This window comes from Paraburkholderia sp. SIMBA_053 (assembly GCF_046534895.1).
In the GTDB taxonomy this organism is placed as follows: Bacteria; Pseudomonadota; Gammaproteobacteria; order Burkholderiales; family Burkholderiaceae; genus Paraburkholderia; species Paraburkholderia caledonica.
In genome coordinates, this window is record NZ_JAWRXU010000010.1 from 164,645 (window position 1) to 188,032 (window position 23,388).

Here is a 23,388-nt window from a genome sequence, read left to right on the forward strand (position 1 = left end):
GGAGACATTCGTGGCAACTCAATATAAAAGCGGCAGCAAAGGGGCGACATCGGCAAACTCCGGTCGCGCCGACCCTGCTTCGCCGGGGCGCCGGGCTTTCATGGTGTTCGCCGGGACCTCGGCGGGCGCAACGCTCGTCGGCGGCCTGTCCGCATGCGGCGGCTCGGGCAGTTCGGGCTTGACACCGGAAGATCCGATCTGGGGCAGTGCCGGCGCGGCGACGCAAATCATCGCGTCGCTCGCCGGCGTCACGCAGTCCATGTTCCCGTCGCGCGACTTCGTCGTCACACAATACGGCGCACAGCCTTGCGCCGTTGTCGCCGCGACCAATCCGTACACGGGTTCTTCTTCCCCCGCGAGCCCCGGCTCGAACCAGACTCACGCGCCGTCGTCATTCGACTCGCGGCCCGCGTTTCTCGCTGCGATTCAGGCCTGCAACGCGGCTGGCGGCGGACGCGTCGTGGTGCCCTCCGGTACCTGGTATTGCGCCGGGCCGATCGTGCTGCTCAGCAACGTCAACTTTCACCTGAGCGCGAATTGCACGATCTATTTCAGCCCAAATCCGGCGGACTATGCGAAGGACGGCCCGGTAGACTGCGGTGCGAACGGCAAACTCTTTTACAGCCGCTGGCAGGCCAATGATTGCCTGAACTACGGCTCACCGGTGTACGCCCGCAATCAGACCAACATCGCGTTGACCGGCGAAGATGCAACCTCGGTTCTGAACGGCCAGGCCATGACGCCCTTCTCCGGTTCGGGCAACACTGCCACATGCTGGTGGACATTCAAGGGTTCGAATGGCGCCTACGGTTGCGTAAGCTCGTCGACGCCTTCCCAGGTATATCGGAATCCGAACAATGTGGATCTCCGGACCGCCGCACCAGGCATTTCCGACGCGCTCTACGCACAGCTGACGAGCCCGACGACGCCATGGCAACAGGATCAGAACTACTTGCCCGCTCTCTCGGAAGCCGGCGTTCCGATTGCGAAGCGCATCTTCGGCATCGGCCACTATCTGCACCCGTGCATGGTCGAGTTTATCGGCTGCACGAACGTGTTGATGGAGAACTATTGCACCAATAACACGCCGTTCTGGCAGCATCATCCGACCGCTTGCAAGAACGTGGTGATTCGCGGCGTCACGACCAACAGTATCGGCCCGAATAACGACGGCTTCGATCCGGACGCGTGCAATAACGTACTCTGCGACAACGTCACGTTCAATACGGGCGACGACTGCATCGCGATCAAGTCGGGCAAGGATCTCGACACGCAATACGGTCCCGCGCAGAACCATGTCATCCAGAACTGCACGATGAATAGCGGTCACGGCGGCATTACGCTCGGCAGCGAAATGGGCGGCGGCGTTCAGAACATTTACGCACGCAATCTGCAAATGTTGAACCAGAACTGGGCGACCAATCCGCTGAACATCGCGATCCGCATCAAGACGAACATGAATCGCGGCGGCTTCGTGAAAAACTTCTATGTCGACAAGGTGACGCTGCCCAACGGCGTCGCATTGAAAGGCGGCGGCTACGGCAGCGCGCTGCTCGCGGGCAGCCCGATCAACGGCACGGTGCCGCTCGGCGTGGTCACCGCGAGCGCGGCGAATCCGTCAGCGGCCCAAGGCGGTCTCATCACATTCGACTGCGATTACCAGCCCGCCAACGACGCGATTCGGACTCGGCCTGCCGTCGTGCAGAACGTGAACATATCGAATGTGCAGGCGAGCAACGTGACCTCCGGCGGCGTCACCGGTTCGTGCTTCCAGGCGATCGTCGCACAAGGTCCGGTTGCGTTCGACTACAACGGACCCACGCCCGCGCCGACGATCCCGCCGATCACAGGCGTCACCATCTCGAACTGCAACCTGGGCACGGCGGTTTGCGCGGGGCCGGCCACGTCGACCACGCCCGGGCCGATCTATGCGTACAACGTCAACGGCATCACGTTGAAGAACGTCGTCATCGGCTCGACGACGTACAACACGAATGTGACTGACCTGCGTTAGAGGGCAAACGCGGCGGGCTTAAAAAAAACCGCTCTGATGAGCGGTTTTTTTGCGAAACGAAAACCGGCCGCGGCCGCTATCGCAATCAGTCTTCCAGCAACGACAGGTCGCGCACTGCGCCTTTGTCGGCCGACATGACCAGCTTCGCGTAGGCCTTCAGCGCCGCCGATACCTTGCGCGGACGCGGCTTGGCGGGCTTCCAGCCCTTCGCGTTCTGCTCGTCGCGGCGGCTTGCCAGTTCGGCGTCCGACAACAGCACGTTGATCGTACGGTTCGGAATATCGATGCGGATCTTGTCGCCATCGCGCACGAGGCCAATCGCGCCGCCTGCTGCCGCTTCCGGCGAGCAATGGCCGATCGACAGGCCCGAAGTGCCGCCGGAGAAGCGGCCGTCTGTCAGCAGCGCGCACGCTTTGCCCAAACCCTGCGACTTGATATAGCTCGTCGGATAAAGCATTTCCTGCATGCCCGGGCCGCCCTTCGGACCTTCGTAGCGCACGATCATCACGTCGCCCGCCTTGACCTTGCCCGCGAGAATATTTTCCACCGCTTCGTCCTGCGATTCGGTGACGTGAGCCGTGCCCTCGAACACCAGAATACTTTCGTCGACGCCGGCGGTCTTCACCACGCAGCCGTCGAGCGCGATGTTGCCCGTCAGCACCGCAAGGCCGCCTTCCTTCGAGAACGCGTGCTCGTAAGAGCGGATGCAACCTTCGGCGCGGTCGAGATCGAGACTGGGCCAGCGCGTGTTCTGGCTGAATGCCACCTGCGTCGGAACGCCGGCCGGGCCCGCCATGTAGAAGGTCCTGACGGCCTCGTCCTCGGTGCGCACAATATCCCACTGATCCAGCGCGTCTTTCAGCGTGGGCGCGTGCACCGTGGGCACGTCCGTGTGCAGCTTGTCGGCGCGGTCCAGCTCGCCGAGAATCGCCATGATGCCGCCTGCGCGGTGCACGTCCTCGATGTGGTACTTGTTCGTATTGGGCGCCACCTTGCACAGCTGCGGCACGATGCGCGACAGACGGTCGATGTCCGTCATCGTGAAGTCGATCTCGGCTTCGCGCGCGATTGCCAGCAGGTGCAAGATCGTGTTGGTGGAACCGCCCATCGCGATATCGAGCGTCATGGAGTTTTCGAACGCCTTGAAGCCGACCGCACGGGGCAGCACGCTCGCCTCTTCCTGCTCGTAGTACTGGCGGGCCAGTTCCACGATGCGGCGGCCGGCGCGCTTGAAGAGCTGCTCGCGGTCCGCGTGTGTCGCGACCACGGTGCCGTTGCCGGGCAACGACAAGCCGAGCGCCTCGGTCAGGCAGTTCATCGAGTTAGCCGTGAACATACCTGAGCACGAGCCGCAGGTCGGGCAGGCGGAGCGTTCGACTTCGGCCACATCGGCATCGGAATACGCTTTGTCGGCGGCAATCACCATCGCGTCCACGAGGTCGAGCTTCTTGAATTCGATCGTGCCGGTCTTCGGATTGGCGAGGCGCGTCTTGCCGGCTTCCATCGGGCCGCCCGACACGAAGATCACGGGAATGTTCAGGCGCATGGCGGCCATCAGCATGCCGGGCGTGATCTTGTCGCAGTTCGAGATGCACACCATCGCGTCGGCGCAGTGCGCATTGACCATGTATTCGACCGAATCCGCGATGATGTCGCGGCTCGGCAGCGAATACAGCATGCCGTCGTGGCCCATCGCAATGCCGTCATCGACGGCGATGGTGTTGAATTCCTTGGCTACGCCGCCTGCAGCCTCGATCTCGCGTGCGACGAGCTGGCCGAGGTCTTTCAGGTGCACGTGTCCGGGCACGAACTGGGTGAACGAATTGACCACCGCAATAATCGGCTTCGAGAAGTCTTCGTCTTTCATGCCGGTGGCGCGCCACAAGGAGCGCGCTCCAGCCATGTTGCGACCGGCGGTGGAGGTTTTGGAACGGTATGCGGGCATCGTGGTGGTTGAATGAATATCGCTTGAAAGAAGCGGGCCAAGGGAGTGGAGGCCCCTCGAGCGCCCGTGCGAACAACCTTTTGAGCCGCGCCCCGGGCAAAGCTGACGATTATCCCACAGGCCCCGGCTGCGTGCGGCTCCCGCGCGCGGCCTGACGGTCATCGCATTGAAAATCGCCGTGATGCGGGAAAGGCGGTTCATAAAGAAAAGCGGCGCACGAAGGCGCCGCTTTGCGTTGCTACTGAGGCTCGAACGTCGCGCCCGCTCGTGGCCGACTTGTCGCCGCTTATTTAACGCCGCGGACTTGTCGCCGCTTACTTACCGCCACTTACTTATCGCCACTTACTTCGCGGTGACCGCAGCGCCAGGCTGGGACCAACGCGGCTCTGCCGTCCTGTCCGCGCTTTTCGCGAGCAGACACACCACGGCGGCCGCGATAATGTCGGACACGGCCAGCACGACGAAGAGCGGACTGTAGCCGACCTGCGTGACGAGGACACCGAACAACGCGGTGAACGCCGCAGCGCCGAGATAACCGGCCATGCCGCCCATGCCCGTTGCGGTAGCCACTTCGTTCTTGCCGAACATGTCGGACGTGATCGCATACAGCGCGCCGGACAACGTTTGGTGCGCGAAGCCGCCGACGCACAGCAGCGCAACCGCCACGTACGGACTCGCGACAAGGCCCACGCACGCCGGTCCGATCATGCACAGCGCGCCGACCACGAACACCATTTTGCGCGACGTGAACAGCGAGACTTTCGCGTACTTATGAAACAGCGGGCTCAGATAGCCGCCGAGCACGCAGCCAATATCCGCTGCGAGAAACGGCATCCATGCATACAGCGCGATTTCCTTCAGATTCATGTGACGCTCGGTCATCATGTACAGCGGAATCCACGCGTTGAATGTCTGCCATGCCGGTTCCGACAGAATGCGCGGAATGCCGATCGCCCAGAAGTCGCGGCTGCGCAGCATGGCCGACCAGCTGCGCTTGGGAGCGCCCGCGTCGCTGTGCTTCGCTTCCTGGCCGCTGAGGATATAGTCGCGCTCCCCGTCGCCGAGCAGTTTCTGATTGCGCGGATGCTTGTACAGCACCATCCACACGACGCTCCAGATAATGCCCGCTACACCGACGATCACGAACGCCAGTTGCCACTGGCCGTGCAGCAGCGCCCACACCACGAGCGGCGGCGCCAGCAACGCACCGATCGACGAACCGATGTTGAACCAGCCGATCGCAACCGAGCGCTCCTTTGCCGGGAACCACTCGCTGGTGGCCTTCACGCCGGCCGGAATGCCAGCCGCTTCGGCAATGCCGAGCAGGCCGCGGAAAAACGCGAGGCTGCGCCATCCGGTCGACCACGCCGCCGCCGCGCAGGCGAGGGACCACGCCAGCGCGAACGCGGCGAAACCGATTTTGGTGCCGACCGTATCGAGCAGGAAACCCGCGACCGGCTGCATGAATGCATAGCAAAGCTGCCACGCGACGACCACGTGAGCGTATTGCTCGGTCGTGATGTGCAGATCTTTCATCAACGTCGGCGCGGCCACCGACAGCGTATTGCGCGCGAGATAGTTGATGATGAGCCCGGCCGCGACCAGACTGACCATCCACCAACGGATGCCCTTGATCTTCATTGCTGCGTCTCCTAATACCTGATCGTTCAGGACGGCCGCGCGGCCGAAGCGGCTGCATCGCCTGCGCCGCTGTCCGCGTCGTCGCGCGAATAGTCGATGCCGACAAATCCGCCGCCCTGGAAGCGCTGACCCAATGCGTCGAGCGGATTGGGTCGCGCGAGAACCTCGTCGGCGTAGTCTTCGGCGTTCTGTTTCGGCGTGTAGCCGAGACGCTCGGCGCCGCTGTTGTCCCACCAGCTGCGCGTATTGGCCGACACGCCCCACACCGTGATGAAGCCCAGATCTTCTGCTTCGATGCAGCGGTCGAGGAAATGCATCAGGTCCGCGTGACCGAACCAGGTGCTCAGATGGCGCGGCTCCGTCGGACGCTCGAGACAACTGCCGATCCGCACGCACACGCTTTCGATGCCGTGCTTGTCCCAGTACATGCGTGCGAGCGCTTCGCCCCACACCTTGCTCAGCCCATAGAAGCCATCCGGGCGCAGTTCGCAATCGAGGCTCAGGCGCTCCGTCACCGGGTACATGCCGATCGCGTGATTCGAACTCGCGAACACGATCCGCTTGACGCCGTGCCGGCGCGCGCCCTCGTAGACCTCAACGAGACCGCGCAGATTGTTTTCGATGATCTCGGGCAGCGGACGCTCCACGCTGGTCCCGGCAAAGTGGATCAACACGTCGACGCCGTCGAGCAGCCGATCGACGACGGCCGGATCGCGCAAGTCGCCGTGCATCACGTCCTCGCCTTCGACGAGAGGCGTCAGCGGCTTCGAGCCCGCCGCCGAACGCAACGGCGTGCCGCGCGCAATGAATGCGGCGCGCACGACCGAGCCAAGCTGGCCTCCGGCGCCACTCAGGGCAATCTTCTTCATAGGGGTTCCTTTACTGCACCGGCTCGCGAGCGGCGGGAATAACTTCACACCTCGGCTGGGGTGAGATCGGTTGCTGCCCGATCTAGTTGTACGATGACGTACTATCTCTGATGCGGAAGCGGAATTCAATTAGGCATTTACCCTGATAAAAACACGCCTTTCAAAGCTTCCTCTCAGATGAATTGAGCTGTAAACCTTTAATCTTCATGCGATGTCGTATAACTTCTCATGGATCTCGCATTGGCTTCTGGACAACGACATACTGAACTAAGCCGAGGCATCCGCAGCGCCTGGTCCGCAGGAGCACCGCGTGCGGACAGCTTTGCTGCGACGCGGTCGATTGCCGCAGTTTCGCGTCACCTCGCTTAATCACCGCAAAACTGACAATAAGAAAAAGCTGATATGCGTCAATAGCTTGCAGCACAAGAACCGCACCGCCCCACAAAACAACGCGGTTTTTTGACGCACGTCGCGGCGCAGCATAAATCGCGCTCTTCCCCTAATCTTCGGCCATCTGCGAAACGCAGTGCGCACCGACACCGGTCGACGCGCGTAGTCCGCCCACGCGGCATCACGCACTTCACGATCATGAACTCCGCAATATCGGCATTCGACCTCGCCCGCATCCAGTTTGCGTTCACCGTCTCTTTCCATATCGTCTTTCCGGCGCTGAGCATTGGCCTCGCGAGCTTTATCGCCGTGCTCGAATGGCGCTGGCTGAAAACCGGCAAGGCGTACTACAAGGACCTGTGCCTCTTCTGGTCGAAGATTTTCGCCGTCGCCTTCGGCATGGGCGTGGTGTCCGGCGTCGTGATGAGCTATCAGTTCGGCACCAACTGGTCGGGCTTTTCGAGTTTCGCCGGCCCTGTCACCGGACCTCTGCTGATGTACGAGGTCATGACCGCGTTTTTCCTCGAAGCCGGCTTCCTCGGCATCATGTTGTTCGGCTGGCAGCGCGTGAGTCCGCGAGCACACTTCGGCGCGACGCTGATGGTCGCCATCGGCACGCTGATCTCCACGTTCTGGATTCTCGCGTCCAATAGCTGGATGCAGACGCCGCAAGGATTCGAAGTCGTGAACGGCCGCGTGGTGCCGCTCGACTGGTTCAAGATCATCTTCAATCCGTCGTTCCCGTACCGGCTCGCGCATATGGCACTCGCGGCGTTTATCGTCGCCGGGCTCGTCGTGGCGGCGGTGGGCGCGTGGCATCTGCTGCGCGGACGGCGCGATCCGGCCGTCAAGAAGATGTTCTCGATGGCGCTCTGGCTGCTGCTGGTTCTCACGCCGATCCAGGCGTTCGTCGGCGATCAGCATGGCTTGAACACGCGCGAATATCAGCCGGCCAAGATCGCTGCAATCGAAGGCCTCTGGGACACCGAAAAAGGCGGCACGGCGCTGAACCTGTTCGGCATCCCCGATATGCAGGCGGAGACCACGCGCTATGCAGTGTCGATCCCGCATCTGGGCAGCCTGATTCTCACGCATAGCTGGGACGGCGAAATACGCGGCCTGAAGGAATTCCCGCCGCAAGACCGGCCGAACTCGACAGTGGTGTTCTGGAGCTTCCGGATCATGGCCGGGCTGGGCGTGCTGATGATCGTCATGTCGGTCGCCGCGTGGGTGTTGCGCCGTCGCGGGCGTCTGTTCGAGTCGAAGTGGTTCCAGCGCGTCGCCGTGGCGATGGGTCCGAGCGGTTTCATCACGCTGCTGGCCGGCTGGGTCACGACTGAAGCCGGCCGTCAGCCATGGGTCGTCTATGGCGTGATGCGCACGTCGCAAGCCGTGTCGCCGCTCACCGCGCAACAGGTCGGCATTTCGCTGATGGCGTTCGTGGTCGTCTACTTCCTCGTATTCGGCACGGGCATCTACTACATGCTCAAGCTGATGCGTTCGGGCCCGGCGCTTCCTGGACACACGCCGCACGGCGTGCCCGGGCAAACGCCAAACCAGACCGCGCGCCGCCCTTTCTCCGCCGCCGATCAGATGATCGACGCCGCCTAACCCTGATCGCCTGCGAGTAACAAAATGGACGTAACCGTAGTGTGGGCCGCAATCATCGCGCTAGGCCTTTTCATGTATGTCGTGCTGGACGGCTTCGATCTGGGCATCGGCATTGTCTTTCCGTTCTTCCCCGAGGAAAGCGAACGCGACCTGATGATGAACACCGTCGCACCGGTCTGGGACGGCAACGAGACCTGGCTCGTGCTTGGCGGGGCCGCGCTTTTCGCCGTGTTCCCAATGGTGTATTCCACCGTATTGTCAGCGCTGTATTTGCCGCTCATCTTCATGCTCGTGTGCCTGATCTTTCGCGGCGTGTCCTTCGAGATTCGCGCGAAGGCGAATCGCACGAAGCATATGTGGGACCTCGCGTTCATCGGCGGGTCGGCGGGCGCGACGTTTTTTCAGGGCGTCGTGCTCGGGGCATTTCTGCAAGGCATTCCGGTGATCGACGGCGCTTATGCCGGCGACGCCTTCGGCTGGCTCACCCCGTTCAGCCTGCTGACGGGCCTCGGGCTCATCGTCACGTATGCATTGCTGGGCTGCTGCTGGCTCATCGCGAAAACGGAGGGCGACCTGCAGCGCCGCCTGCATCGCGTGGTGTGGCCGCTGACGGTGGTGCTGCTCGGTTTCATCGCGATGGTGAGCCTGTGGACGCCGCTGCAAGACCCGAACATCGCGCAGCGCTGGTTCCACGACGGTCTCTTCTATCGGCTACTGCCTGTTCCCTTCATGGTCGCGGCCTGCGCGGTCCTGATGCGACGCGCGGTGCGGGAGCGGCATCACAACACGCCGTTCGTCCTCGCGTTACTGCTCGTGCTGCTCGGTTATGCCGGACTGCTGGTGAGCTTGTGGCCGTATGCGATACCGTCGAGCGTGACGCTGTGGGACGCGGCCGCGCCGCGCTCCAGCCAGACCTTCACGCTGGTCGGCGCAGCGGTGATTCTGCCGATCATCATCGCGTACACGACGATGGGTTACTGGGTATTTCGAGGCAAGGTGCGTCATGGCGACCAACATCACTATCACTAACTCCGCGCGCAAGCTGCCGGGCTGGCTCTGGTTCATTGCGCTGTGGTGCCTCGGCGTGGGCTCGGCCATGTCGCTCGGCTTCGCCTTCAAGCTTCTGATGAATGCGACGCTGTTTGCCGTGAAATAACGGCTCACTGTGCGAGCGCCCGTACGGCTTATCCGGCTCGCATAAGCTTTCGTATCGGACTGCCGCGGCTTCAAAAACGACGCGCACGGCTCGTCTACGTAGCAAGCCGGAACTAATGCGCGAGTGAGACCTGCCTGGATCAGGCATAGATAAAAACGTGGCGCCGGCGATGCCACCAGCAGAGAATGACCGGGGCGGCGAGCCGCAAGGCCCGCCGCCCCACACCGATCGGCTTATGATCACGGGGTAGCCGGCAATGATGCGATTCACGACAACAGAAGTAAAACAAGACCCAGCAACAGCGGTAGTCCACAACGCGCAAGCCCGACTCGTGGAGACATCATGAAGTTTCTTGTGGCGGACGACCATGAATTGATCCGGCAAGGCGTCAAGGGCATGCTCCGCGGACTCGACGCCGACGCCCAGTTCGACGAAGCCGATACCTGGGAAACACTCGCCGCCGCGGCGCGGCCCGACGCCGATCACGATCTCGCAATCGTCGATCTGCATATGCCGGGCATGAGCGGCGCGTCGTCGCTCGAAATACTGCTGAAGGCGAATCCGGCTCTCCCGGTAGTCGTACTGTCCGCCGAAGAGTCGCCGGACGAGATGCGTGCGGTGCTGGCCGCCGGCGCGCTCGGTTTCGTGCCCAAGCGGCAGCCCGCAAGCGTCATGTTGAAGGCGATCGAGCTGGTGCTGTCGGGCGGCGCATATGTGCCGATGGAAGCGCTCAGCCTGCTCGGCTCACGCGACGCCCAATCCGCGGACTCATGCGCGGAGCGCGCCGGTGCTGGATCGTCGCAGCAGACAGCGCCGGGCGGCGCCGGCCAGAGCACGGCGACGCTGACCGAACCGATTGCACAGTTGCAGGCGTTGCAGCCACATCAGCAGCATCTGCTCGAAAATCTGTCGCCGCGTCAGCAGGAAATCATGCGGCTCGTGCATCGCGGCTGGACCAACAAGATGATCGCACGCGAACTCGGCGTGGCCGAGGGCACCGTCAAGGTGCATCTATCGGTGATTTTCCGGGCACTCGGCGTGCACAACCGGTCGATGGCAATCGCGGTGATTAACGGCTGGCTCGAAGCGGGGAAAACGCTGTAGCGGTGGTGGTCGGCAGCGCGACGTGCTTGCGTTTTTGGACTCTGGCGGGAACGTCGTGACGCAGATCCGCTTTTGCTCGTGCTTGCCCGTGCTTGCCTGCGCCCATTCTTGACCCTGGTGCCGCGCTGCTGCGAAAACCCGCAACCTCCTTACTATCACCGCCTACCCTTCCTGTTGCGATGCGCTCTGCGGACGATGCCGCACTTCGACACCCGCCCTGCCTTGCGGCATGATCGCCTGAGCGCCGCCAGTCTCTTCGCTCAGCACGGTCCCTTCACCGCCTGCATCGACGCTGTAGCCCGCAGGCGATTCGGAAGCGGCACCCTGATGCCCCTTGTCCAGTTCCGCCTGTTGCCACAGCATCTCCAGCGTGCGGCGCAAACGCGCCGCCGTCACCGGCTTGTGCAAGACCGGAATGCCTTGCAACGCAAGCGCAGCCAGTTCGGCCGACGCCATGTCGCCCGTAATCAGCAGCGTCACCACACCTTCGTGGCCGGCGTGCGCAAGCATGCTGCGCACTGCCGTGAGCGCCTGCGCGCCGGTCCTGTGATTGGCCAGCTGGTAATCGCATAGCACCGCGTCAGGCACGAAACCGTCCGCCAGCGCGGCCAGCGCAGCGGCTTCGTCGCGTGCGCCGCGCACCGTGCAGCCCCAGCGCCCGAGCAGCGCGGAAAGGCCTTCGAGAATCGACGGTTCGTCGTCGATGCACAGCACCTGCCGCCCTTGCGCCGACGGTCCGCCCGCCCCCGCTTCGTTCAGGCTCGCAACGATTGCGCTGGCGTCGCCCTCCTGCACCGGGAAGCGGAACACCGAACCGCGGCCCGGCGCCGAGCGCAACTGCAACTCGCCGCCCAGCATGCCGACCAGTCGCTTGACCGTCGGCAGCCCGAGGCCATGACCCTGACGCGCATCGCGCTGCGGGTTCGCGACCTGATAGAACTCCTCGAAGATGCGTTCGTGCTCTTCAGCAGGAATGCCGATGCCCGAATCGCGCACCTCGATATAGCCGCCCGTGGTTCGCCCCGCGCGCCGGACACCGAGCCAGATCGCGCCTTCCTCGGTATAGCGCACGGCGTTCGACAGCAGATTGCTCAGCACGCGTTCGAGCAGCACCGGATCGTCCTGGACCACCATCGACGTTGGTGCAATTCGCAGTGCGAGCCCTTTCGCCGCCGCCTGCGGTCGATACTGGCTGCCGACGCGCTCGAACAACTCGGAGAGCCGGAAATGCAGACGGATCACCTGCGTGACGCCGCTCTCAAGCCGCGCGAGATCGAGCACCTGGTTGAACAGCTGATTGAGCGCTTCGACGTTATAGACAATGTGCTCGGCGGTCTTCGCATGCTGCGCGGGCGTCGCCGCCGGATCGTTGAGCGACGCCGCGAGCAGGCCGATCGCGTGCAGCGGCTGACGCAGATCGTGGCTCGCTGCAGCAAAAAATCGCGTTTTCGCGAGACTGGCCTCTTCGGCGACATGCTTTTGCAGCGCAAGCGATTCCGCGAGGTACTGCTGATCGACGCGCGCCTGCACTACCTGCTGGAAGAGCTTCCGGTAGCTGAGCGCATACACGTTGATCGCGCAGAAGAAGAACGCGAGCACGATGGCAAGAATCGTGCGGTCGAACGTATGCGTGCCGAAGTGCAGCAGGATCGACGGGAACAGCAGGAACGGAATGGCGGTGGCGAAATTGAGCATGTCGAAACCGTTCGACATGAACACGCCCGCTGCCAGCGTGACGAGCATCACCGTGTGCAAGAGCGGCAAATCGCTCTGCGGACTCTGGAACGCGAACCAGATGGCGATTCCAGGCGCGCTGTAAAGCAGCACGCCGCGCACCGCATGCAGATTGATCCAGCCGCGCGGCGAAACGAGATGCGGATAACGCCGGTTGCAGATCCACAGCGCGAGGCCCGCACAATTGGCCGCCGCATAGAACCCGAAGCAGGCGATGAAAAGCGGCGGCGAGGGGATGGCCGGCCAGTAAATGGCAACCAGCACCGCGATCGAAAACCAGTGCGAGAAGAACGCGATCGGATCTTGCGCGTACAGCACGCGCACCAGGTCTTCGTCGATTGCACGCTGGATCGGGTCAGCCCGCATCGCGCGGTCTCCTTGTGGGCACGGCAAATTCGGTGATGTGGCGCGAAAGCCCGGCGCTCGCATGAAGCGCGGCCCGGCGTGTTGCGCAAGAGCTTGCACGGTCTACGGCAATGCAGCGGCGAGGCGCAACCGCTTTCTCATCAGACGAATGAGGGGCGCCCTGTCGGATGGTTTACCCGGCAGTTTACCCATCAGCTACGACTTAATCCATATATGCGAAGCCGTCGGCGGCGACCATACTGCTTTCACAACATAGCGCGGCCCAAACAGTTCCATCGTCGATTCTTCGCCTGCAGTCGAGGCTCACCGCGCTTCTCGCCTTACCCTAATGGAGGCTTTCATGGGCGCAGTTCCGAGCCACGAGTTCGTCCGCAATCTCGACGATGCGATCCTGCCCGATCTATGGCGCCGCCGTACCCAGCTGTCCGCCGACGAGATGGTGTCGATGGTCGAACTGGTCAAGCGGGCCTTGCGCACGTATCACCCGCTGGAATTGCAGGCGCTCGGCGAAGACAAGGAAGAACTGGTTGCGCAGTTCATTTATTCCAAGGTGTTGCGCCTCGCGCCCGGCCACACGGAAACGCATGCCTGCGCGGACAGCGCGCCGTCCAACGGCTACGCATTGTGCGCGTACTTTCGCCGCTATCTGATCGACTGCCTGCGCAGCGCCGGCCATCAACGCAACGTGTCGATGGAAACCGACGGCATGGCGCAGGAAATCGATCTGCATGCCCAGGCATTGGAAGACCCCGTGCAAAGCGTGCTGCTGCAATATGGTCTCAACGAGCAAAGGGTGCGGCTCGCAGCTCGCGCATTTATCGAAAGCCTCGACGAGCCCGAGCGCATCGTGCTGGCCGGCAGCCTTGGCTGGTGCTCGGAAGGCAAAGGCGGATTGTCTGCGGTTGCGGCCCAGCATCGTGTGCCCTCGTATCACTATCGCGCCGTCAAACTCGGCGTCACCATGAAAAAGACGGCCACCGCCGACGATTTTTCCAACACGAAGATCGGCCGCTGGCTCACCGACGTGCTGGGCATCGAAATAGACGTCGACAATCGCGGCGCCATTCTGCTTGCGCTCAACCTGCTTGCGGCAGAATCGAACGATAGCGAAATGAATGAAGTAGCCGCGTAACAGCGCAAATGCATCAGCGCCACGCAGAAGGCAAAAACCGGGGGCGGCATCAACACCGCGTAGCGCATCGCTTCGATGCGCCTTTTTTTGTCATCCCGCACCGCCTACGATAAAAAAACCGCGAGAGCGCGCCGTCTTCGTTGCGCAGCCCGGATCCGTTTCCCAGCATCGATTCCTGACGAGGTGGTCCAGTATGAACCGCTTATCGAGCGCCGTGACGGCGATGAAATCGCACTACGAAGTCGTCGTGATCGGTTCGGGTTACGGCGGCGCCATTGCCGCAAGCCGCATGGCGCGCGCGGGTCGCAGCGTGTGCGTGCTCGAGCGCGGGCGCGAATTCACGGCCGGTGAATTCCCGCGGACGCCGTTTCAGGGCGCCGAGCAGGTGCAATACAACACGGCGCTCGCGCAAATCGGCTCGCCGCTCGCGCTGCTCGAAGTGCATGTGAACGACGACGTCAACGCCGTGGTCGGCTGCGGCCTCGGCGGTACTTCGCTGATCAACGCCAATGTCGCGTTGAAGGCCGATCCGCGCCTGTGGGACGACCCGCGCTGGCCCGCCGCGTTGCGCGCCGATCAGGCCGGACGCGACAAAGGTTATCAGCGTGCGTGGGACATGCTCGAACCGTCGCCCGTCCCGGCGCGCTTCCGCAAATTGCCGAAACTGGTTGCGCTCGAAAAATCCGCCGAGGCGCTCGGCATGGCAGACCGCTTCAGCACGCCGCCCGTGACCGTTACCTTCGAGGACCGCACCAACGCGGCCGGCGTCCCGCAGAAAGCGTGCATCGGTTGCGGCGACTGCAATTCTGGCTGCAACTACGACGCCAAGAATTCCACGCACATGAACTATCTGCCCGATGCCGTCGCGCACGGCGCGCAGATTTTCACGGGAGCCGCGGTGCATTCGGTCGTGCGCAATGCAGACACGCAAAAGTGGCAAGTCGCCTACCAGCTCGTGCGCCTCGGCCGCGAGAGCTACGATGCGCCGGACCTGTTCGTCGCCGCCGACATCGTGATCGTGTCGGCGGGAACAATCGGCTCGAGCGCGTTGCTCCTGCGTTCGCGCAACGAGGGCTTGACCGTATCCGCCATGCTCGGCCAGCGCTTCACCGGCAACGGCGACGTGCTCGCCTTCGCGTACAACACCGACGACGTGATCAACGGCGTCGGCTGGGGCGCGCATGTCGATCGCGACATACCTCCGGTCGGCCCGACTATCACTGGCCTGATCGATCATCGCAATACCGCGGACGTCAAAGACGGCTTCGTGATCGAGGAAGGTTCGCTCGCCGGGCCGATCGGCGCGGCGCTCGTCGGCATGCTAGGCGCCGCTGCGCCGCTCTCGGGTGTGGACGTTTCGGGGCCGCGTACGATAGAACAGCAGCTTGCTTACGACGCACGGGTCGTCGAAGGGTTGCTGCACGGACCCTATCGCGGCGCGCTCAATCACACGCAAAGCTACCTCGTGATGGCGCACGACGACGAAAGCGGCCAGATCAGCGTGAATGAAAAGGGACGGCCGCGCATCGCATGGGAAAAGGCGGGCAAGCAGCCCATTTTCGCAACCGTCGAGGACACGCTAAAGAAAGCGACGGTTCCGCTCGGCGGCAAATACCTGCGCGATCCCATTTCGAACGACATTTTCGGCAATCGGACCGTGACCGTGCATCCGCTTGGCGGCTGCCCGATGGGCGAGGACGCGGAACATGGCGTGGTCGATCATCTGGGCCGCGTTTTTAGCGGCAAGACCGGCACCGACGTACACGAGGGCCTCTACGTGATGGACGGCGCGGTCATGCCTCTGTCGCTCGGTGTGAATCCGCTGTGGACGATCTCCGCGCTCGCCGAGCGCAATTGCGCGCTGCTGGCGGCATCGCGCGGCTGGACGATCGACTACGATTCGAAAGGCACCGCCGGCACGCCACCCGCTCAGAAGATCGGACTGCGTTTCACCGAAACCATGGTCGGCCACTACACGCCGACTGGCGCGAACGAGGCCGCCGCAAGCCCCATGGCGTTCACGCTCACCGTCGAATCCGACGACCTCGCCGATATGCTTGGCAATCCCGATCATATGGCGAGAACCGCCGGCACGCTGACCTGCCCGGCTCTGTCCGCACAGCCAATGACGATCACCGAGGGCACCTTCAATCTCTTCGTGGCCGACCCGGACGACGTTGACGAGCGCAACATGAACTATCGAATGACGCTCAATTCGGCAGAAGGCAAGACCTGGTATCTGAGCGGGCAAAAGATCATTACACGCACGTCGCCGCTCGAGTTGTGGGAGCAGACGAACACGCTGTATGCACAGGTTCGCGATGCGCCGTCGATCGACGCGCCGCCTGTCGGCAGCGCGAAGCTGGTCATCACGCCAGAAAACTTCCTGAAACAGCAACGCACGCTCGAAGTCACCAATGCGCCCGATCTGATAACGCGTCTCGAACGGACGTTGAAGTTCGGCAAGTTCTTCGCTGGTGTGCTGTTCAGCGAATATGGCGGTGTTGCTGCGCCTTTGCAGTACTACGACCCGAACGGGGCACCGCGCCTGAAGCGTGCCCTTCGTGCGCCGGCGCCACAGGTATTCTTTTTCGACACGCCGGACGGCACGCACCTGCGGCTCACGCGCTACGTCGATCCCGCGCGCAAGAACGCGCGCCCTGTGTTGCTGATTCACGGCTCGGGCGTGTCGAGCCGCATCTTCTCGACGGATCTGGTCGGCACCAACCTCGTCGAATATATGTGCGCCGCGGGCTACGACGTCTGGCTCGTGGATCTTCGTGTGAGCATCGAAATGCCGAGCGTGCTCGTGCCGACGAACGTCGATAAGGTCGCGCTCGAAGATATTCCCGCTGCTGTTGCAAAGATTCGCGATGTGACGGGCGCAGCGGATATTCAGGCGTTAGGCCACTGCATGGGCGGCCTCGCGTTGAGCATGTCGCTCATGGCGGGACTCGAAGGCGTGCGCTCTGCGGTGATATCGCAGGTAGCCGCGCATCCGGTGCCCGGCCGGCTCGGCAGGATCAAGGCCGGGCTGCATATTCCCGACATCATGCAGCACCTGGGCGTGACCGACCTCACCGCCTACACAAAGGACGAAAGGTGGCCGCACAATCTGTTCGACGAAGCACTGCGGCTCTATCCGGTCGATCACGACGAGGGCTGCGGCAACCCGATCTGTCATCGCGCGACTTTCATGTACGGCCTGCTCTACGAACACGCGCAGGTGAGCGAGACGCTTCATTCGAATCTGCAGGAACTGCTCGGCGTACATGACGTCGGCGTGTTCAAGCATCTCGCCGCCATGGTGCGTGCGGGCAACGTCGTCAACGCCGACGGTGACGACGTTTATCTGAAAGGCGCGCGCGGCATGAAAGGGCTGGAAGGCATGCGGATTCCGATCGGCTTCATTCACGGCGACAGCAACGAAACGTATGTGCCGCAAAGCACCGCGCTCACCTACGAAATGCTCATCGATGCGTTTCCCGAGCAGCCTTATGAGCGGTATCTGATCCCGGGTTACGGACACATCGACTGCATCTTCGGCAAGAACGCGGCAGTCGATGTTTATCCGACTATTGCGCGCTATCTGAACGCGCACTAACGCCGCATTTCAGAACAGCTTGCCTGGATTGAGAATGCCGTGAGGGTCGAGCGCATGCTTGATTGCTGCCATGGCTGCGAGTTCGGCAGGCGAGCGCGAGATGGGCAGAAACTCGCGCTTGAGCAAACCGATTCCATGTTCAGCCGACACGGACCCATGCAGCGGCCCGAGCATTTCATAAACGAACGCGTACACGGCGTGATGATCGACGCCCGGGATCGAATGGCCGTCGACGGTGACATGCAAATTCGAATCGCCGATATGCCCGAAGAAATAGGATTCGTTGCCGGGCCACCGTTCGTTCAGGGCCGAGCGGCAACGTTCTACGAATTCGCCGATCACGCTGATCGGCAGGCTCACGTCGAAATTGATCGCATCGAGCCGCACCGGAAATTCGGCGGTGCATTCGCGAATTGCCCATAGCGCACGCGCGTCTGCCACGGATTGCGCTATCACCGCATCGCGGATCGCGCCTTGCTCGAGCGCGTCGGTGAGCGCGGCGGAAAAGCGCTCGCCGTTGTCGCTTGCATCGAAGCTCGCGTGTTCGATCAGCGCGTAGAGCGGATGCGATCCGTTGAACGGCGAACGGGCGCCCGTCAGCTTGACGCCGAATTCGTAGAAGTCCGGCCACATGATTTCGAATGCGCCGATGTCGTTGCCGAAACGCGTCGACAGACGCCGAAGCAGATTGACGGCCGCCTCATAGCCGTCGAGTGCGACGAGCGCCGTGTGACGCGCGGCGCGCTGCGGATGAAGCCGCAGCACCGCGCGCGTGATGATGCCGAGCGTGCCTTCGGAGCCGATGAACCAGTGCTTGAGGTCATAGCCGGTGTTGTTCTTGACCATTTTTCCAAGCGAGGTCAGCACGTCGCCATTGGCGAGCACGACTTCGAGACCCAGCACCTGGTCGCGCGCGGTCCCCGACTGGATCACGCGATTGCCGCCTGCATTCGTCGCGAGATTGCCGCCGATCTGGCATGAGCCGCGCGCGCCGAGATCGAGCGCGAGTTCAAAGCCCGCTTGCGCCGCCGCCTCCTGTGCGGTTTGCAAGGTGGTGCCGGCGCGTACGGTCAGCGTGGCCGAAGCCGCGTCGATTTCCTCGATGCCGGTCAAGCGTTCCAGCGACAACGCGATGTCGTTGGCGCGCGCAATCGCTCCGCCGGCGAGGCCCGTCATACCGCCCTGCGGCACCACTGGCTGACAGGCGGCATGGCAAATGGCGAGCGCACGTGCGACTTCCTCGGTGCTGCGCGGCAGCAGCAATGCGGCAGGCCGGGTCGGAGCGTGACGCGTCCAGTCGGTCAGCGCGCGCTCGCCGATCTCGTCGCCCACGCGCACCGCCTCGTCGCCGAGCGCGGCACGCAGCGCGTCGAGCGTTGCGCCAAGCGGAGCAGTGAGCGCAGTCGTGCTGATCGGCGGGTTCGCGTTGCTGTTGTCGGTCATGCAAGTGTTCCTTCGGTTACCTGTTTGCTTAAGTCGTTTGAGCAGCGTGCTTCTTGCGATAGCCCATTGAATCGTTGATGCGCCCGAGGATATAGTCGCCCGCGGCCACCGGCTGATACTTCGGATGGTCCGCGCTCGCACCCAGATCGCGCGGATCGACGATTGCGCCGTAGGTCGGATCGTAGAACGTCGCGATCGAATAACGCTCACGCCCGGACGCATTGATCACGCGATGAAGCGTCGAGCGAAACCGGTCGTCGGTCCAGCGCGCAAGCAGATCGCCGACGTTGACGACGAAGCTGCCCTCCACAGGCGGCGCATCGATCCACGTATCGTTAGCGATTTCGCGCACCTGCAAGCCACCCACCTGGTCCTGCCACAACAGTGTGATGCAGCCGTAATCGGTATGCGGCGCGACACCGAATTGATCCTCGTCCGACTGAGGCGGCTGCGGCGGATAGTAGACCATCTGCGTGCGCTGCATCCGCTTCGTATAACGCGGCGCGAAAAAATGTTCGTCGACGCCAAGGCTGACCGCCACCGCGCGCAGCAGATCGGCGCCGCAGGCGCCCACCGCCTCGTAGTAGCCGTACAACGCGGGACGCAGCTCGGGCATGAACTCCGGCCAGTTGTTCGGTCCGCGTAGCGCCTGTCCCGCGAGCACATCCGGGTCGTCTTCGGGTAGTTCGAGTCCGATGCTGAAGAATTCTTTGTAATCGGGCCGTTTTGCCTGGTACATGGTCGCGTCGCCAAGCGCATTGAAACCGCGATGCCGATGGTTGACCGCCGCGCGCCGTTTGATGTCGGGTGGAAAAGCGAAGAATGTGCGCGCCGCCTGTGCCGCCGCGTCGATTGTCGCTTGCGGCACGCCGTGATTGACGATGTAGAAGAACCCGATGGTCGTGCACGCTTCGCTAATTTCGCGCGCCACGCGCTGCAACGCATGCGGGTCGCCCGCGCGCACGCCGGCAAAGTCAATGAGTGGAATACGGGTCACAGGCATCGCGTTGCTCCGTAAGAGGACCGGCCGGACCGGCGGGTCGCCAGGTCATTGCAGTGGTATATACCGCCAAAAGCGTGCTCGCAAGTGAACGCGCGGCTCTTCCTATAAGGGCTATTCTCTACTGGCGGGTTTATTTATTTCGCGCGAATACTGCGGTATATACTGCCTCGCATGACTTGCGCCGAGCCGCTTTGTGCGGTCCTCGCTTTGCCAACCGGAGAATCTCATGAGCATCCTTTCAGGCTGGAAGTGTCGTTTGGTCGTGCTGGCATTGTGCGCCGCAAGTGTTGCCGCTCATGCGGAAGACCAGCTCGCCAAGGTGAAGAAGGCCGGTGAACTCGTCGTTGGCACCGAGATGCAGTTCGCACCTTTCGACTTCCTCGAAAACGGTCAACAGGCCGGTTTCAACAAGGATCTGTTCGCCGAGGTTGGCAAGGAACTCGGCGTGAAGGTGCGCTTTATCGACTTGCCGTGGCCGAGCGTGCTGCCCGGCCTCGAAGCGGGCAAGTTCGATATGGTAGGCGGCCCGCTCACGGTCACCAAGGCGCGCATGGAACGCTACACATACACGCTGCCGGTTGCGGACGCCACCGACGCGCTGCTCAAGCGCGCGAACGACACCGCACTCAAGCAATCGTCGGACATCGCGGGCAAGACCGTGGGCGCCGGCAAGGGTTCGGCTCAACTCGATCAGCTGAAGGCATATGTCGCCACGTTGCCGAAGCCGCCTGAAATCCGCGAATACGTCGACAACAATCAGGCCTATGCCGACCTCGCCGCCGGCCGCATTGCCGCGGTGGCGAATTCAATGACCAACATCGCCTACGTCGCCAAACAGCGTCCTGAAACCTTTGCTGTGGTGCAGCCGCCGTTCGGCGCGAAAGTGTACTTTGCTTACTGCCTGCGCAAAGACGCCGACAGCAAGCCGCTCGCCGACGCGTTCAATGCGGCGCTCGTGAAAATGCACAACGACGGACGGCTCGCGACTTTGCAGAAAAAGTGGTTCGGCGTTGCAATGGACGCCCCCACGACCATGCCCACGCCGAACTTTTGAGTTCGTTCCCGAAGCACATTACACGCATATTCAGCGCACGCTAGTGCCTGTTTAATGCGTATCTAACGCACATTGGCGAGGTCGACGCCCATGTTCAGCACGACCGTCTTCGTTCAGGGCATGCCGCTCCTGCTGCACGCGGCGCTTGCCACCATCGGCGTTTCGCTGACGGGCCTTTTCATCGGCTTTTTCGTCGCGGTCGGCGTGTGCGCAGCGCGCCTGTCGCCGAATCGCGCCGCGCGCAGATTCGGCGGTGCGTATGTGTTCTTCTTTCGCGGCGTGCCGATGCTCGTGCAATTGCTGCTGGTGTATTACCTGCTGCCGTTCGCAGGCATCAACGTATCGCCGCTCGTCGCCGCGATCAGCGCGGTGTCGCTGTGCTCGGCCTCCTACATTGCCGAAATTCTGCGCGGCGGTTTTCTCAGCATTCCGCCGGGCCATATAGAAGCCGCACGCATGCTCGGCCTCTCGCCGTTCGACACGCTCCGGCGCATTCTCGTGCCCCAGGCGTTTCGCCTGACGCTACCGTCGCTCGTCAATGAAATGGTGCTGCTGATCAAGGCTTCGTCGCTGATTTCGGTTGTCGGCGTGGCGGAGTTGACCCGCACCGCGCAGAACATCGCCGCGAGTACTTACAGACCGCTCGAGGCGTATCTTGCCGCCGGACTTATTTACTTCGTGATTTGCGGTGCGCTCGCGCTGATCGCGCATGCCGCCGAGTTCCGTCTGAAGCACGCCTGATCGGCCCGGAGCCTTTGCTATGCAACCGTTCGATCCCACCGTCATCACGCACAATCTTCAGCCGATCGCAGCGGGCCTCGCCACCACGCTCGGCACCTGGGCCGCGGGAGTCGTGAACGGCATGGTGATCGGCTTTCTGATTGCGGTGCTGCAGCTCTTTTGCGGACGCTGGGTACGCGGCCTGTTGCGCTTTTATATCGAGCTCTTTCGCGGCACGCCATTTCTCGTGCAACTGTTTCTGCTCTACTACGGCGGCCCGTCGTTCGGCCTCACGCTCGAACCGATGACAGCCGGCGTGCTCGGTCTCGGCCTCTATGGCAGTGCGTATTTCGCCGAAGCGTTTCGCTCCGGGTTTCAATCTGTGCCGCCCGGCCATCTCGAAGCGGCGTCGTGTCTCGGCCTGACGCGCACACAGGCCGTGTGGCGCATCCAGATGCCGCAAATGCTGGTGTTGATCGTGCCCGCGCTCACCAACCTCATCATCGTGTTGAGTAAGGAGACCGCTGTGCTGTCCATCGTCACGGTCCCCGAGTTGACGTTCGTACTGACCGGCATCGGCTCGGCAAGCTTCGCTTTCGTGGAAACGCTGCTCATGCTGTGCGTGTGCTATCTCGCGCTCGTCGAACTGACGTCGCGCGCGGGCATGTGGGCCGAAACCCGCATCGCGCGTTTCATGGCATAAAAGGAATCGGATCACTTCATGAACGCTATTGCCGACATGCCCTCCTCCGCGTCCGCCGTTCACGCCCGACATGGATCGCCGCTGATCCAGGTGCGCGATCTTCGCAAACGCTTCGGCGAAGTCGAAGTGCTGCGCGGCGTCGATCTGGAGATTGCCCGCTCCGAGGTGGTATGCATCATCGGTCCTTCCGGATCGGGCAAAAGCACACTGTTGCGCTGCCTCGCTGCGCTCGAAACGTACGATCACGGCGACGTGCGCATCGAAGGCGAACTGCTCGGCTACAGCGAGCGCAACGGCAAGCGCGTGCGTGCGACGCAAGGCGAAATCAATCGCGTGCGGCGTAACGTCGGCATGGTATTCCAGCAATTCAATCTATGGCCGCACATGACCGCGCTCGGCAACGTCATGGAAGCGCTGCTGCGCGTGCGGCATCTGCCGCACGCCGACGCGCGCCGCCGCGCGAACGCGATGCTGGAAACAGTGGGCCTCTCGAATAAGGGCGACGCGTACCCGGCGAAACTTTCGGGCGGCCAGCAGCAGCGCGTGGCAATTGCGCGAGCGCTCGCCATGGAGCCGCACATCATGCTGTTCGACGAACCCACTTCGGCGCTCGATCCCGAACTCGTCGGCGAGGTGCTGCAAGTGATGAAGCAACTCGCGCGCGACGGCATGACGATGGCCGTCGTCACTCACGAAATGGGCTTTGCCGCGCAGGTCGCGGACAAAGTCATGTTCATCGACCAGGGGCGCATTGCTGTTCAGGGCCAACCGCGCGAAGTTTTCCATGACGCCGGACAGCCGCGCTTGCGGCAGTTCCTGCAGAACTACTTCGACCGCAACGCATTCTGGGCGCGCGGCCCAGACGACGCAGAGCCGCTATGAACGCGCGCCCTGCCCCG

The 23,388-nt window shown here is 62.6% G+C and carries 17 protein-coding genes; 11 read left to right on the top strand and 6 right to left on the bottom strand.

What is annotated here, in order from left to right; all coding sequences use genetic code 11:
• Positions 1-100 precede the first annotated feature (100 nt).
• The gene (locus tag SB753_RS25695; RefSeq protein ID WP_410802554.1) at positions 101-2,014 is read left to right on the top strand and encodes a glycoside hydrolase family 28 protein; all 1,914 of its coding nucleotides are present in this window, start codon (positions 101-103) and stop codon (positions 2,012-2,014) included.
• Positions 2,015-2,099: 85 nt separating this feature from the next.
• Here SB753_RS25695 and ilvD read toward each other — a convergent pair whose 3' ends face one another.
• The 3 genes from ilvD to SB753_RS25710 form a co-directional block, all read right to left on the bottom strand.
• A complete protein-coding gene (gene ilvD / locus SB753_RS25700) occupies positions 2,100-3,959 on the bottom strand; it encodes a dihydroxy-acid dehydratase (RefSeq protein ID WP_410802500.1) in 1,860 nt (619 codons plus the stop codon).
• A 342-nt stretch (positions 3,960-4,301) separates the two neighbouring features.
• Positions 4,302-5,600: an MFS transporter gene (locus SB753_RS25705; RefSeq protein ID WP_410802502.1), complete on the bottom strand. Its 1,299-nt coding sequence runs from the start codon at positions 5,598-5,600 to the stop codon at positions 4,302-4,304.
• A gap of 26 nt (positions 5,601-5,626) precedes the next feature.
• Entirely contained in the window at positions 5,627-6,469 is an 843-nt protein-coding gene (locus SB753_RS25710) for an NAD-dependent epimerase/dehydratase family protein (protein ID WP_392395204.1), read from the bottom strand.
• A gap of 588 nt (positions 6,470-7,057) precedes the next feature.
• Between SB753_RS25710 and SB753_RS25715 the strand changes: the two genes are divergently transcribed.
• The 4 genes from SB753_RS25715 (at position 7,058) to SB753_RS25730 (ending at position 10,730) form a co-directional block, all read left to right on the top strand.
• Positions 7,058-8,470: a cytochrome ubiquinol oxidase subunit I gene (locus tag SB753_RS25715; RefSeq protein ID WP_087754500.1), complete on the top strand. Its 1,413-nt coding sequence runs from the start codon at positions 7,058-7,060 to the stop codon at positions 8,468-8,470.
• Positions 8,471-8,494: 24 nt separating this feature from the next.
• A complete protein-coding gene (cydB, locus tag SB753_RS25720) occupies positions 8,495-9,499 on the top strand; it encodes a cytochrome d ubiquinol oxidase subunit II (RefSeq protein ID WP_020070324.1) in 1,005 nt (334 codons plus the stop codon).
• A complete protein-coding gene (locus SB753_RS25725; protein WP_020070323.1) occupies positions 9,474-9,626 on the top strand; it encodes a hypothetical protein in 153 nt (50 codons plus the stop codon). The genes cydB and SB753_RS25725 overlap by 26 nt, the downstream gene beginning before the upstream one ends.
• 342 nt (positions 9,627-9,968) lie before the next feature.
• Positions 9,969-10,730: a response regulator transcription factor gene (locus SB753_RS25730; RefSeq protein WP_020070322.1), complete on the top strand. Its 762-nt coding sequence runs from the start codon at positions 9,969-9,971 to the stop codon at positions 10,728-10,730.
• Positions 10,731-10,892: 162 nt separating this feature from the next.
• Here the strand turns inward: SB753_RS25730 and SB753_RS25735 are convergent, their stop codons facing one another.
• The gene (locus SB753_RS25735) at positions 10,893-12,830 is read right to left on the bottom strand and encodes a hybrid sensor histidine kinase/response regulator (RefSeq protein ID WP_410802505.1); all 1,938 of its coding nucleotides are present in this window, start codon (positions 12,828-12,830) and stop codon (positions 10,893-10,895) included.
• Positions 12,831-13,170: 340 nt separating this feature from the next.
• Between SB753_RS25735 and SB753_RS25740 the strand changes: the two genes are divergently transcribed.
• Positions 13,171-13,962 carry a hypothetical protein gene (locus SB753_RS25740; RefSeq protein ID WP_087754502.1) on the top strand — a complete coding sequence of 264 codons (792 nt, stop codon included), beginning with the start codon at positions 13,171-13,173 and terminating at the stop codon, positions 13,960-13,962.
• Between the two features lie 193 nt (positions 13,963-14,155).
• Entirely contained in the window at positions 14,156-17,566 is a 3,411-nt protein-coding gene (locus tag SB753_RS25745; protein ID WP_410802507.1) for an alpha/beta fold hydrolase, read from the top strand.
• 9 nt (positions 17,567-17,575) lie between these two features.
• On the opposite strand, the gene SB753_RS25750 is transcribed toward SB753_RS25745, so the two are convergent.
• Together SB753_RS25750 and SB753_RS25755 are read right to left on the bottom strand one after the other, a co-directional pair.
• Positions 17,576-19,009 carry an FAD-binding oxidoreductase gene (locus SB753_RS25750; RefSeq protein WP_410802509.1) on the bottom strand — a complete coding sequence of 478 codons (1,434 nt, stop codon included), beginning with the start codon at positions 19,007-19,009 and terminating at the stop codon, positions 17,576-17,578.
• A 28-nt stretch (positions 19,010-19,037) separates the two neighbouring features.
• Complete coding sequence (locus SB753_RS25755; protein WP_408166143.1) at positions 19,038-20,012, bottom strand: isopenicillin N synthase family dioxygenase; 975 nt, start codon at positions 20,010-20,012, stop codon at positions 19,038-19,040.
• A 226-nt stretch (positions 20,013-20,238) separates the two neighbouring features.
• On the opposite strand from SB753_RS25755, the gene SB753_RS25760 reads away from it, so the two are divergent.
• The 4 genes from SB753_RS25760 (at position 20,239) to SB753_RS25775 (ending at position 23,371) form a co-directional block, all read left to right on the top strand.
• A complete protein-coding gene (locus SB753_RS25760) occupies positions 20,239-21,066 on the top strand; it encodes a transporter substrate-binding domain-containing protein (protein ID WP_410802511.1) in 828 nt (275 codons plus the stop codon).
• 90 nt (positions 21,067-21,156) lie between these two features.
• Positions 21,157-21,807 carry an amino acid ABC transporter permease gene (locus SB753_RS25765; protein ID WP_020070315.1) on the top strand — a complete coding sequence of 217 codons (651 nt, stop codon included), beginning with the start codon at positions 21,157-21,159 and terminating at the stop codon, positions 21,805-21,807.
• Positions 21,808-21,826: 19 nt separating this feature from the next.
• Entirely contained in the window at positions 21,827-22,489 is a 663-nt protein-coding gene (locus SB753_RS25770) for an amino acid ABC transporter permease (protein WP_410802513.1), read from the top strand.
• Positions 22,490-22,507: 18 nt separating this feature from the next.
• Positions 22,508-23,371 carry an amino acid ABC transporter ATP-binding protein gene (locus tag SB753_RS25775; protein ID WP_020070313.1) on the top strand — a complete coding sequence of 288 codons (864 nt, stop codon included), beginning with the start codon at positions 22,508-22,510 and terminating at the stop codon, positions 23,369-23,371.
• The last annotated feature ends 17 nt before the right edge of the window (positions 23,372-23,388 follow it).

Excerpts from the sequence above, each read along its gene's own strand:
- SB753_RS25755 (WP_408166143.1), bottom strand. The coding sequence starts at position 20,012 with ATGCCTGTGACCCGTATTCCACTCATTGACTTTGCCGGCGTGCGCGCG.
- SB753_RS25775 (WP_020070313.1), top strand. The coding sequence starts at position 22,508 with ATGAACGCTATTGCCGACATGCCCTCCTCCGCGTCCGCCGTTCACGCC.
- SB753_RS25760 (WP_410802511.1), top strand. The coding sequence starts at position 20,239 with ATGAGCATCCTTTCAGGCTGGAAGTGTCGTTTGGTCGTGCTGGCATTG.
- SB753_RS25770 (WP_410802513.1), top strand. The coding sequence starts at position 21,827 with ATGCAACCGTTCGATCCCACCGTCATCACGCACAATCTTCAGCCGATC.
- SB753_RS25765 (WP_020070315.1), top strand. The coding sequence starts at position 21,157 with ATGTTCAGCACGACCGTCTTCGTTCAGGGCATGCCGCTCCTGCTGCAC.
- SB753_RS25740 (WP_087754502.1), top strand. The coding sequence starts at position 13,171 with ATGGGCGCAGTTCCGAGCCACGAGTTCGTCCGCAATCTCGACGATGCG.
- SB753_RS25750 (WP_410802509.1), bottom strand. The coding sequence starts at position 19,009 with ATGACCGACAACAGCAACGCGAACCCGCCGATCAGCACGACTGCGCTC.
- SB753_RS25695 (WP_410802554.1), top strand. The coding sequence starts at position 101 with ATGGTGTTCGCCGGGACCTCGGCGGGCGCAACGCTCGTCGGCGGCCTG.
- SB753_RS25735 (WP_410802505.1), bottom strand. The coding sequence starts at position 12,830 with ATGCGGGCTGACCCGATCCAGCGTGCAATCGACGAAGACCTGGTGCGC.
- SB753_RS25710 (WP_392395204.1), bottom strand. The coding sequence starts at position 6,469 with ATGAAGAAGATTGCCCTGAGTGGCGCCGGAGGCCAGCTTGGCTCGGTC.
- SB753_RS25715 (WP_087754500.1), top strand. The coding sequence starts at position 7,058 with ATGAACTCCGCAATATCGGCATTCGACCTCGCCCGCATCCAGTTTGCG.
- ilvD (WP_410802500.1), bottom strand. The coding sequence starts at position 3,959 with ATGCCCGCATACCGTTCCAAAACCTCCACCGCCGGTCGCAACATGGCT.
- SB753_RS25745 (WP_410802507.1), top strand. The coding sequence starts at position 14,156 with ATGAACCGCTTATCGAGCGCCGTGACGGCGATGAAATCGCACTACGAA.
- SB753_RS25730 (WP_020070322.1), top strand. The coding sequence starts at position 9,969 with ATGAAGTTTCTTGTGGCGGACGACCATGAATTGATCCGGCAAGGCGTC.
- SB753_RS25705 (WP_410802502.1), bottom strand. The coding sequence starts at position 5,600 with ATGAAGATCAAGGGCATCCGTTGGTGGATGGTCAGTCTGGTCGCGGCC.
- SB753_RS25725 (WP_020070323.1), top strand. The coding sequence starts at position 9,474 with ATGGCGACCAACATCACTATCACTAACTCCGCGCGCAAGCTGCCGGGC.
- cydB (WP_020070324.1), top strand. The coding sequence starts at position 8,495 with ATGGACGTAACCGTAGTGTGGGCCGCAATCATCGCGCTAGGCCTTTTC.